Source organism: Chitinibacter sp. GC72, from assembly GCF_009760905.1.
Taxonomy (GTDB): domain Bacteria; phylum Pseudomonadota; class Gammaproteobacteria; order Burkholderiales; family Chitinibacteraceae; genus Chitinibacter.
The window spans coordinates 1-11540 of the sequence record NZ_VIRW01000037.1 but is presented as its reverse complement, the minus strand read 5'-3'; the positions used below and the strand labels follow the sequence as shown (position 1 = coordinate 11540).

The following is an 11540-nucleotide window of genomic DNA, read 5'->3' as shown; positions in this document are numbered from 1 at the left end:
CTTGCGCAGGCTCATGTTCATCGACTCAATCGCGTTGGTCGTGTAAATCACCTTGCGAATTTCCGGCGGGAAGTCAAAGAAGGGAATCAGCCGCGCCCAATTGCGCCGCCAGGATTGGCTGATCGGCAAATATTCTTCATCCCAGCGCGCTTCAAATTCAGCCAGCCGCTGTTCGGCCTCCTCGACCGTCGCCGACTGGTAAATCCGCTTCAGGTCTTCCGCCACCGCTTTGCGCCGTTTCCACGAAACATAATTCAGGCTGTGACGCACCATATGCACGATGCACAGCTGCACCGCTGTTTTGGGGAAGACCGCTTCAATCGCTTCGGGGAAGCCTTTGAGTCCATCGACGCAGGCAATGAAGATATCCTGCACGCCGCGATTGCGCAGCTCGGTGACGACCTGCAGCCAGAATTTGGCGCCTTCAGTCTGAGCAACCCACATTCCTAGCACCCCCTTCTCACCCGCCATATTGACGCCCAGTGCCAAATAGACGCACACTACCTTCGCGGACTTTGACGTGAATGCAGTCTAGATATGTAATCGGATAAACCGCATCCAACGGCCGCGATTGCCAAGCTTTGACTTCGTCGATGACCGCATCGGTAACCGATGAAATTAGGCTGGGCGATACCTCGGTGCCATACATTTCTTCCAGATGAGCCTGAATCTCGCGCACCATCATGCCACGTGCGTAGAGCGAGAGGATTTTGTCATCAAAGCCAGTCCAGCGGGTCTGGTGCTTGGCGACGAGCTGTGGCTCGAAAGTGCCATGCCGATCACGTGGCACTTCAATCGGCAGCTCACCGAATTCACCTTTGAGCGTTTTACGACTGCGACCGTTGCGGGTATTGCCGCTGGTGTTGCTGACTGGTTGGTTTTTGCCATGACCTAGAAGCTCAGCCATTTCGACATCGAGGGCTTTTTCGACGATCAGTTTGGTCAGGTGCTTGAGCAGGCCTTGCTCACCGATGAGGACTTCGGGTTTTTTGTAGTTTGCCAGCAGGTCTGTGATTAATTCATCAGGAATGGTGTGTTTTGGGGGCGTCATGGTGTCTCCGGGCAATACGGCAGTTTCCTGCCAAATGACCGTTTACACAAAATTTAGGACACCCACCCTTGGCGGGTTTTTTTGTTGATTACTTCATATTTTTTGCAGCGAACACGGCTATATTTGATGAGCTAGGCTATGGCATGCGCTTAATCTCGTTTGCTTAAACTCTGGCTGAGTGCGTTAACAATAAAGTCAATGAAGACCCGGTATTTCCGCGGAATGCTCGATCTATAAGGATAAACGAGGTATACCGGGGTAGGGTTTGCGTGCCATTCGTTTAAAACTGCTCGTAGCAGTCCCAGCTTGCAATAAGTTTCGCCCACAAACTGTGGCAATAGCGCAATACCATGTCCATTGATGGCACTCACTGCCAGCGTTGGATTGGTGTCGCTGCATAAAACAGGTTGTAACGCTGCTCTGACTTCATCCTGATCATTGAAAAGATGCCATTGCCGTGAATGCTGGTAATCATCATTGATGAGTGTGGCATGGTGGATCAGATCTGTTGGGTGCCGTAATGGTGGTGCATCAGCCAGATAAGCAGGGGCTGCGTAGAGCCGGTCTTGCGCAAATCCCAGCTCTTTGGCTACCAGACGTTCATCGCCAACCCGCCCAACCCGAATGCAAAAATCGACACCATCGGCACCGGGTGAGATCAGCCTGTTGTTCGAATCGACCCGGATGCGCAGTCCCGGATGCTGGCGTGCGAGTTCGGCCATCAGCGGGCCTACGGCATATTGCGACAAAGAGGGCGTCGTGCTGATCCAAAGCTCGCCTTCAATGTGCTGCTGTGTGTCTTCAATATCGAGCCTGACCTGGCCTAACAATTCCCGTAGGGCAACAGCGTGTGGCAGTAGTTTTTGTCCGGCTTCGGTCAGCGACATGCTGCGCGTGCTGCGCAAGACCAGCTGAGTGCCCAGTTCTTTTTCCAGATTGCGGATCAGTTGACTGACATGACTTTTGGCACAGCCGCGCTCCTGTGATGCTGCGGTAAAGCTACCAAGTCGAGACAGTGATTCGAAAGCTAGAAGTGAATCTGGATCTAGTATTGTTTTCATTTGAGAACAGTGTATTCCATTTATTGCCCTTATCAGCGTATCTTTACCCAATTATGATAATAGTGTCTACTAATTTGAGAACAAAGAGAAAATACCATGAATCAATTGCTGACACGTTTTATGGAGTGCTTACGCAGTTTGTGCTCCGGGGTGAGCTACGATGCTTTTTCTCGCTCGCCCCGTTACTTGCACAGTCAATGGCCAAGCGCTCGCCGCTGCACGCCGGTGTCGTGTGAAGAAGAAACACTGGAACAGCTACGTGATCGCTGGCGTGTTTGAATTAGGGCATAGGAGATTGGCAGTGCTGAATGCTGCGTATTTTGCCCTAGCGGCTTGTGTGCGATCCAACTCATTAAATTTAATTGCTAGGTAGCTGGGTGCCTTTTGGCCAGAGTAGCCATAGCTTGCCATCCTGCTTCATTTTCCCCGCCAGCTCGCCCGCCGCGTCGCCGGTTCCCCAGAAAAAATCTGCGCGAACGGTGCCGCGGATTGCGCCGCCGGTGTCTTGGGCGGCGACGAGGCGGTGGATGCCGCCATCGTTATCGGGGCGCGTTGTTGCGATAAAGGCGAGGCTGCCGAGCGGAACGGTGTTGGGGTCGATGGCGATGCTATAGCCCGCGGTCAATGGCACGCCTAGACTGCCAATCGGTCCCTCATTACTTTCGGGTAAAGTGCGGAAAAACACATAGCTCGGGTTGCTGTTCAGTAGCTCGTCAACCCGGTGTGGATTGGCTTTGGCCCAGGCTTTGATGCTTTGCATCGAAACTTCACTGGCAGGCAGTATGCTTTGCTCGACCAGCCAGCGCCCGACAGGCTTATACGGGCGGCCATTCTGATCGGCGTAACCCAGTCGTAGCTGCTTGCCGTCGGCCAATTGCACGCGTCCCGAGCCTTGAATTTGCAAAAATTGCACGTCCATCGGGTCTTGCAGCCAAGCGAGAACTGGCGCGTCGAGGCCTTTGGCGACAATGTCGCCGCGATCAGGATAGGCCACCAGTTTATTGCCGACGATGCGCCCGCGCAGGCGTTTGCCTTTGAGTTCGGGGTAAATGTCGTCGAGCGCGACAGTAATCATGTCCTTGGGTGGCGCGTAAACGGGCTGATTGGCTTGGGCCGTGCGCGTCAGACTGCCGGGATAAATCGGCTCGTAATAGCCGGTAATCAATCCTGTTTCATTACCGTCGGGATTGGTGAGCTGGTAGGGCGTCAGATTTTTTTCGAGAAACTGGCGAATGCTGGCGGTGTCGATGGCGACGGATTTAGCTTCGCTGCACAGCTTGACCCAGTTGGTGCGCGGTTTGGCGCAGCCTTTGAGCCAGGCGTTCCAGCCATTGACGAGTTGATCCTGTTGCCAGTTGGGGACTTGCTGCCAGCTACGCTCAGTGTAACGAGGTGCAACGGGTGAGGGTATTGGCGTGGGGGCTATACTAGGTTTGGGCTGTGGGCTGATACTGGGTTGGGTATTTTGCGAAGGCGTGCTGACGCAGCCGGATAAAAAAACAGCCAGTAAACTGGCTGTTTTGAATAATGAACTACGAAGTGTCATTTACGGGTTTTCCGAAGATTTGGGGTCCAGGCTCTGCTTGAAAGCGGCGAGCCCCGCTTTTTGCATTTCCAGTGTTTTGACCGTCATTTGCAACATGCCCACTTGCAGGCTGAGCCATTGCTCGACGGTGCGACATTCGGCAATTTTGCGATCGATTTCTTCTTCAGACAAGGGCGGCAGAAAAGGGTTGCTGCCCGGCTTCATCATTTGATTAAAAAAAGCAAAAGGGTCGGCGGGGTTAAATTCACTCATTGTGCTCTCCTGCGTGTTGCGTCGCCGCTTCCACAGCAGCCAGCGCGGCCATATTGATAATGCGGCGTACCGACGCGGTTGGTGTCAGAATATGCGCCGGTTTGGCTAGCCCCATCAAGATAGGCCCGATGGTGACGCCATCAACCGACGTGGTTTTGAGCAGGTTGAACGAAATATTGGCGGCATCTAGATTAGGCATCACCAAGATATTGGCCTCGCCTTTGAGGCGCGAATTGGGGAAGACCTGCTGACGAATTGTGCTGGAAAGCGCGGCATCGCCGTGCATTTCACCATCAATTTCCAGCTCGGGCGCGCGCTCGGTCACCAGCTGCAGCGTTTGCTGCATTTTGCGCGCTGATGGGCTATCAAAACTGCCAAAGCTCGAATGGCTGAGCAGCGCGACCTTGGGCACGATACCAAATTTGCGCACGGCTTCGGACGCCATCAAGGTGATGTCGGCCAATTGCTCGGCACTTGGATCCTGATTCACGTAGGTATCGCAGATAAATACATTGCCGGTTTGCAGCAGTAAGATATTCATCGCCGCAGTGACCGTCGTTCCCGCTTTCTGGCCGAGCACATTCATCAAATGATGATGATGGTTGTGATACAGGCCGTAGGTGCCGCAAATCATTGCGTCGGCTTCGCCGCGTTTGACCATCAGCGCTCCGATCAGCGTCGTTTTGCGGCGCACTTCAGCTTTGGCGAGGTTTTCCGAAACACCTTTGCGCTGCATGATCTGGTAATACAGCTGCCAGTATTCGCGGTAGCGCGGATCGTTTTCGGGGTTACACACTTCAAAATCAATGCCCGGGCGGATGCGCAAGCCCAGTTTGTCGATACGCGCTTGCAGCACGCTAGGGCGGCCAATCAGAATCGGCTGGCATAGCTTCATATCGATGATTTCCTGCACCGCATGCAGTACGCGCTCGTCCTCGCCTTCGCAGAACACGACGCGTTTTTGCGCTTTTTTGGCGGCAGCAAACACCGGGCGCATGAACAGATTGGTTTTGTAAACAAACTGCGTCAGCTCGTCGATATAGGCGTGGAAATCTTCAATCGGCCGCGTTGCAACGCCGCTGTCCATCGCTGCCTTGGCGACCGCTGGCGCGATTTTGATAATCAGGCGCGGATCGAACGGTTTGGGAATCAGATATTCCGGGCCAAACGATAATTCCTGGCCGCCATAAGCATCGGCAACGACATCCGATTGTTCGGCGTGCGCCAGCTCGGCAATCGCGTTGACCGCAGCGTGCTTCATCGCTTCATTAATCGACGTTGCGCCCACATCAAGCGCGCCACGGAAAATAAACGGAAAGCACAGCACATTGTTGACCTGATTCGGGTAGTCCGAACGGCCTGTGCAGATAATCGCGTCGCTACGCGCCGCTTGCGCTTCAGGTGGTGTGATTTCTGGGTTCGGGTTGGCCAGCGCCAGAATCAGCGGATTGGCCGCCATCGTTTTGACCATCTCGCCCGTAACGAGGCCTTGCCCAGACAGGCCGAGGAAAATATCGGCACCGACGAGTGCTTGACTGAGCGTGCGTAATGCGGTGTCGCGCGCGTAGCGCTGCTTGGTTTCGTCCAGCGGGCCACGTTCGGTGTGAATCACGCCTTTGGAGTCGCACACCATGATATTGCTGCGCTGCACGCCCAATGATACCAGCATATCCAGACAGGCAATCGCCGCCGCGCCTGCGCCAGAGGCGACCAACTTGACTTGATCGAGCTGCTTGCCGATCAGTGATAAAGCATTTTTGACTGCTGCGCCGACGATAATCGCCGTGCCGTGCTGATCGTCATGAAAAACCGGAATCTTCATCCGCTCGCGCAGTTTGCGCTCAACATAAAAGCATTCGGGCGCTTTGATGTCTTCCAGGTTGATGCCGCCAAAAGTGGGCTCGAGCGCGGCGATGATTTCAATCAGTTTGTCAGGGTCTTTTTGTTCGATTTCAATATCAAATACATCAATGCCGGCGAATTTTTTAAATAGTACGCCTTTGCCTTCCATGACCGGTTTGCTAGCCAGCGGGCCGATGTCGCCCAGGCCCAGCACGGCCGTGCCATTGCTGACCACCGCAACCAGATTGCCACGGGAAGTAAGATTGCGCGCCTCAGAGGGGTCTTCAACAATCGCGTCACAAGCGGCGGCAACACCGGGTGAATAGGCGAGCGCTAAGTCGCGCTGGCTGGCCAAACCTTTGGTGGGGACGACCTGTATTTTGCCCGGCCTTGGAAAACGGTGATATTCCAGTGCTTTTTTGCGTAATTCTTCGTCCATACTGCACCCGCAATCTGATTGAATGACGCTTTATTCTAGACCCTGAGCCTGCCTTGGGTATTGCCGAAAGGCTTTATATCGCAGTGCAGCAATTTTTTTGTTGTGAAATCGCCAATTTTCCCGTGCGTCATTGCTGCAGCCTACGATCCAGATGCAGAAAGCCCGTGAGAATATCGGGCGGGATTTTCGCCGGGCTCTCGTGAATCACCCAGCCGATTTGCCCACGGTGATAACTGCTGTGAGTAATCAGATGCATCAGGATTTCTGCCACGCTCATGCGCCCAGTTTTACCATCGGTGAAGACAAAATCGATGATGTCGTCAAAGCGCTCCGCCGAGAAGCTGCCCGCCAGCGCAATGAGATGCTGATCGGTTTGTGCAGTGCGTGCCTGCAGCTCCAGCAGCTCGGGTGTTTCAGGCGTATTGGTGGCGGTATAGCCGTGACTTTGGCCGCTCAGATGCGCAATAAAAATCTGATCAACGATATTGAGGTGATTCATCAGCCGCGTGGCCAGCCTCCAACTTTTGCTCTCCTCGCGATGCGCAATCAGCTGGGCAAGCAATGCCTGATTTGCCCAGGCTTTGTGTTCAAAGAGTGTTTGAAAGAGTTTGGCTGACATGATTTGATCCTTGCTGGCAAATGTGTGAATTCTGTAGGAACGGGCTTGCCCGCGACAACACTGGCTCAGAAGTAGTACATCCCCATGGCCGTTTTGACTTTATGCAGCGTAAGCACGGCAGTCTGGCGCGCTTTGGCTGAGCCGCACAAGAGCATCGATAATACCGCGTCGGGGTCTTGTGCAAATTCGGCGCGGCGCTCGCGAATGGGTGCGATCAGCGCTTGTAAGACGTCATTTAAACGCGCTTTGATGATGCTATCGCCCAAACCGCCGTGCTGGTATTGCGCTTTAAGTTCGGCGACTTTGGCGATGTCGGCGTCAAAAGCGTCAAGAAAACTAAATACGACATTGCCTTCAACCTGGCCGGGGCTGCCAACGGTGAGGTGCTGTGCGTCGGTGTACATCTTATTCACGGCAATACTGATTTCATCGCTGCTCGCCGAGAGCGAAAGGTGATTGCCAGCAGCGCGGCTCATTTTGCTTTTGCCGTCGATGCCGGGCAGGCGCGTGGTGTTCGAGAGAAGCGCCTGGCATTCGTGCAGGATATTTTCACCGACCATCCGGTTAAAGCGGCGAACGATTTCATTGGTTTGTTCGATCATCGGTAATTGATCGGCACCGACCGGAATCAAGGTGCCGCGCAGCGCCGTAATGTCGGCCGCCTGACTCACCGGGTAGGTCAGAAACCCAGCCGCAACCTCGCGTTCCTGACCTTCGTAGCCCTTGCCGCGTAGTTCGGACTTGACAGTCGGGTTGCGCTCCAGCCGTGCAACCGAGACCAGATTCATCATGTAGAACGATAACTCGGCCAGCTCGGGCACCATAGACTGAATCAGAATCGTCGATTTTTTCGGATCAATGCCGACGGCGAGGTAGTCGAGTGCGACGTCGATCACCGATTGGCGCACTTTGTTGTAATCGCCTTGATGGTCGGCCAGCGCTTGCGTATCGGCGAGCAAAATAAATTGTTCGTGCTGGTTTTGCAGCTTTAAGCGTGTTTGCAGTGAACCAGCAAAATGGCCGAGATGAAGCGAGCCAGTGGTGCGATCACCAGTGACTACGACGGTTTGGGGCGCTGCGACGGCTTGGTTTGCTTGGTGGGACATGGTGCTGCTCCTGGATACTTAGAGAATCTTGGGAGCCGCCGGAAATGGGGGAGGGGAAATAAAAAAACCTGTCACCGTTTCCGGCGGCAGGTTTTGTTTCGAACGAACAAACCCAGTGCCGCCTAGAGGCGCCACCAGTAATAATACGCAACAGAATGGGTTTGGATGTTCGGGTTCATGGTCACATAGTCGCAGCTGCGCGCTGGCGGCGTCAAGCAAAAACGAGCTAGGGATAACCCTAGGTTTGTTGGTATTGCTGGGCGTAAATTGCCTTGGTTATTGATTTAGTATGGGGTATTGCCTTGCCGGCTATTAATTGATTGGGCTCTATGCGTATACCTATTCAATTGCTGCGAATCATGAATCGGCCTGTATTCGCTGGTAGTGGACGAAGGCAAATTCGATGCCGTTGGCCGAGCTATGCGCTTCGCGGCTGATTTCTTGCCACGCCGCGCGGTCAAACTCGGGGAAAGTGGCGTCGCCTGCGGGCTGCAGATTGACTTCGGTCAGATACAGGGTGTCGGCCAGTGGCAGAGCCTGGCGATATATTTCGCCGCCGCCGATGACGAATGTACTCTCTTCTGTGCTGCACGCGGCAATTGCAGCTGCGAGGCTGGGAAAGACTTCGGCGCCCACTGCTTGCCAATCCGGGTTACGGCTAATGACCAGATGGCGTCGACCTGGCAGCAGGCCGGGCAAGGATTCGAAAGTTTTGCGCCCCATCAGCATGGGGCGTCCCATCGTCAGGCGTTTGAAGTGCTGCAAATCTTCGGGCAGGCGCCACGGGAGACGGTTTTCGATGCCGATAATGCCGTTGGCACCCACGGCACTGATGATAGCGAGTTGCATAAGCGGTTTTTCCAAGTTTGCTAGTCTTTGCGCTCTATTATCCGGCAGCGCATGGTAAAACACGATACCTTTGGCGTGGGCTAGCGGTTCTTTTACGGCAAAAGAGCGCCTGATCACCGGTTTTTTGTGCATTTCACACGACAAGGCCTAATCAGGTCTTGAGCTTGGGGGAAATTGGCCGATAGTGGTATATACCCTTGCACACTCTATGGCTTATGTCTGAAGAACTCTCGCAAGCGCATGTCCTGGTGGCCGATGATGCCCCCACAGTGCGCCAATCTATTCGCATGACGCTGGCACAATCGGGCATTAACCGCGCCGACACGGCCAGCAGCATTGGCGAGACACGTCGTCGTCTGCGTAATGGGCAGTTCGATGCGGTGCTGTGCGATTATCATTTTGGCGAAGGCATGAATGGGCAGGAGCTGCTGGAAGAATTGCGCCATAGCGGCGAGCTGCCGCTCTATACCATCTGGATCATGATTACCGCCGAAGCTTCCTATGAAAAAGTAGTGGCCGTGGCAGAAATCGGCCCGGATGATTACCTGATCAAGCCATTTACCAGCAAACAGCTGACGCAGCGTCTGTCGCTAGCCTGGAGCCGCAAGCGCTTTCTTAAGCCCATCTACGACAAAATCAATGACGGCGATACGCTCGGTGCGATTGCCGAAGCCAAGGCGCTGGTACCCAAGGCGGCGGGCTTTAGCAATGATCTAATGCGTCTTCTGTCTTCGCTCTTGCTGGAGGCCGGCAAACTGGAAGAGGCCGCCAAGCTCTACGCCGAAATTTTGAGTCAGCGTGTAGTGCCTTGGGCCAAGCTGGGGCTGGCCAAAACACTGAGCCGGCAAGGAAAAAAAACGCAGGCGGAAGGCACGCTGCAGGCGGCGATTGTTGAGCATGCACAATATGTTGATGCCTACGAAGAACTTGCCTCGATGTATATGGCCGAAGGCCGGCTGAATGAAGCCATGGCGGTATTTGAAAAATGCCTGGCCCTCACGCCTAATAATGTTAGCCGACTGCAAAAAGCCGGTAATCTGGCCAATATGCTGGGTGATTCGGGCAAGGCCAAACAGTTTCTGGAACGTGCGGTCACCTGCGGTGGTAATTCATCCCTGCTTAGCGGCGACACCGTATTGCAGCTGGCGCTCGCAGCGCGGCGCGAGAACAATAGTTCGGATACCGATAAATATCTGCGCATGGTTAGGGAAATCGCCCGCCGCGAAGACACCACGGTAAACCGCATTATCGACTTGCTGGCCACTGCCGTTTACGAGGGCAAACCTCAGCTTCTGGAGCAGATCGAGGGCTATATGTCCGACCCGGAGTTTATTCTGGAAATTGCCGTCAGCTTTATTATGACGGCCGACCTGATCTGCCCGGCCACCGTCGAGGGCGAACAAGCCAGCGGCAGCACGGCACCGTATAAATGGCTGCTGCATATTGCCCAGCGCTTTATTACCACGCGGCATATTTCCGGCATGCTGGAAAGTTCGGCCAATATGCGCCCAGCATGGCAGAGCTTTATCCAGCAGGCGGGGGCTGAAATTAATGATCTGAATAATGAAGGCGTGCAACTGATGCTCAAATCCCAGTTTGCCGACGCCATTGCCATCCTGCTGCCCGCCGCACAAAGCACCTATAACCAGCGCCTGATGCTATCGAGCTCGCACGCCATCATCAAATACCTGAAAAGCGATGCCCAAGTTGAGCGCAAAGAGCGCGAAGTATTGCTCAAGCAGGCCTACCAGTTTATCGCCCGCCTGGAAGGCATGATTGATGTTGCCACCTTCCATAGCCTCAATACCGAATTGCAAGGGTTGCTGGGTAGCGAATAGGTACTATGAGTTGCTAGGGTATGTGGCTGTAGGCTATATGCAGATTGATCAAAATAGAAATACCCTGCTTAGTCTGTTGCGGCATTTACCAGAGTGGCATTCAGGCTGCTTTTGACATCCGCCGGATTCATTCCGAGTAAAAATCCGCGTTTTCCACCGTTCAGATAAATCTTTTCCAGCGCCAGAATGCTGTTCTGCATGTACACGGGCATGGTTTTTTTCGTGCCAAATGGCGAGGTGCCGCCGACCATATACCCGCTATGCTTATTGGCGATTTCCGGTTTGCACGGCGTGATGGTTTTGCAGCCGATCAGGCGCGCCAGATTTTTGGTACTTACCTCCTTGTCGCCGTGCATGAGCACCAGCAAAGGCTGTTTTTTCTCGTCTTCCATCACCAGCGTTTTCACCACGCAATGCTCATCCACGCCCAGCTCGCGCGCCGAGACGGCCGTGCCGCCTTTTTCTTCGTAGGTGTATAGATGCTCGGTATAGGCAAGCTGCTTTAGCCGCAAAAAGCGGATCGCCGTGGTAACAGGCGTTTTTTCACTCATACAGTTCTCACACATCAAAAAAGCGCGCCCGAAGTCTCGCATCAATCGGGCTGGCCAACAAGACTGGAATGCGCCTGCGGTCTTATTTGCGCTGCAAAGTCAAAAAACTGTTGTGCAGGTGAAGTCGGGTGGGCAGTAGTAATTAATCTGAGGTAAACCCCCGGCTTTGCCGGGGGACTCACCAAGGTTTGACCTATACAACGGTCATTGTGAAGCTCCGATCTCGACCAAGAGAAGGAGTTTCAAATGAAAGAGTATCAAAGTCTGAGCCATACGCGTTGGGATTGTAAATATCACGTGGTGTTTATCCCCAAGGCGAGAAAGAAGCGATTATTCGGCGCATTGCGCCGTAATCTTGGGGTTATTTTCCATGAGCTGGCACAGCA

Annotated in this window: 11 protein-coding genes and 1 pseudogene; 3 read left to right on the top strand and 9 right to left on the bottom strand. The window is 53.9% G+C overall.

Translation table 11 applies throughout. The features are described 5' to 3' along the window. Nucleotides 1-1051 (bottom strand): annotated as a pseudogene (locus FLS37_RS16355) (IS256 family transposase); the annotation flags it as partial. A gap of 149 nt (nt 1052-1200) precedes the next feature. After that, entirely contained in the window at nt 1201-2163 is a 963-nt protein-coding gene (locus tag FLS37_RS16350) for a LysR family transcriptional regulator (RefSeq protein WP_157671032.1), read from the bottom strand. A 45-nt stretch (nt 2164-2208) separates the two neighbouring features. On the opposite strand from FLS37_RS16350, the gene FLS37_RS16345 reads away from it, so the two are divergent. Further along, complete coding sequence (locus tag FLS37_RS16345; RefSeq protein ID WP_157671031.1) at nt 2209-2391, top strand: hypothetical protein; 183 nt, start codon at nt 2209-2211, stop codon at nt 2389-2391. A gap of 79 nt (nt 2392-2470) precedes the next feature. Here FLS37_RS16345 and FLS37_RS16340 read toward each other — a convergent pair whose 3' ends face one another. The 6 genes from FLS37_RS16340 to FLS37_RS16315 form a co-directional block, all read right to left on the bottom strand. Then, entirely contained in the window at nt 2471-3658 is a 1188-nt protein-coding gene (locus tag FLS37_RS16340) for a murein transglycosylase A (RefSeq protein ID WP_157671030.1), read from the bottom strand. Then, on the bottom strand, nt 3659-3910 hold the full coding sequence (locus FLS37_RS16335; RefSeq protein ID WP_157671029.1) for a PhaM family polyhydroxyalkanoate granule multifunctional regulatory protein: 252 nt from the start codon (nt 3908-3910) through the stop codon (nt 3659-3661). Beyond that, nucleotides 3903-6191, bottom strand: coding sequence for an NADP-dependent malic enzyme (locus FLS37_RS16330; RefSeq protein WP_157671028.1), 2289 nt, complete (start codon nt 6189-6191; stop codon nt 3903-3905). Before FLS37_RS16330 ends, FLS37_RS16335 begins: the two co-directional genes overlap by 8 nt. A 127-nt stretch (nt 6192-6318) precedes the next feature. Continuing rightward, entirely contained in the window at nt 6319-6810 is a 492-nt protein-coding gene (locus FLS37_RS16325; protein ID WP_157671027.1) for a DinB family protein, read from the bottom strand. A 65-nt stretch (nt 6811-6875) separates the two neighbouring features. Further along, nucleotides 6876-7916 carry a tryptophan--tRNA ligase gene (gene trpS / locus FLS37_RS16320; RefSeq protein ID WP_157671026.1) on the bottom strand — a complete coding sequence of 347 codons (1041 nt, stop codon included), beginning with the start codon at nt 7914-7916 and terminating at the stop codon, nt 6876-6878. A gap of 357 nt (nt 7917-8273) precedes the next feature. Continuing rightward, nucleotides 8274-8765: a dihydrofolate reductase gene (locus FLS37_RS16315; protein ID WP_157671025.1), complete on the bottom strand. Its 492-nt coding sequence runs from the start codon at nt 8763-8765 to the stop codon at nt 8274-8276. 215 nt (nt 8766-8980) lie between these two features. On the opposite strand from FLS37_RS16315, the gene FLS37_RS16310 reads away from it, so the two are divergent. Then, complete coding sequence (locus FLS37_RS16310; protein WP_157671024.1) at nt 8981-10603, top strand: response regulator; 1623 nt, start codon at nt 8981-8983, stop codon at nt 10601-10603. A gap of 68 nt (nt 10604-10671) precedes the next feature. On the opposite strand, the gene ybaK is transcribed toward FLS37_RS16310, so the two are convergent. Further along, on the bottom strand, nt 10672-11154 hold the full coding sequence (gene ybaK, locus FLS37_RS16305) for a Cys-tRNA(Pro) deacylase (RefSeq protein WP_157671023.1): 483 nt from the start codon (nt 11152-11154) through the stop codon (nt 10672-10674). 246 nt (nt 11155-11400) lie between these two features. Here ybaK and FLS37_RS16300 point away from each other — a divergent pair. Further along, nucleotides 11401-11540: transposase (locus FLS37_RS16300; RefSeq protein ID WP_198314525.1), on the top strand; the 140-nt coding region annotated here is incomplete at its 3' end.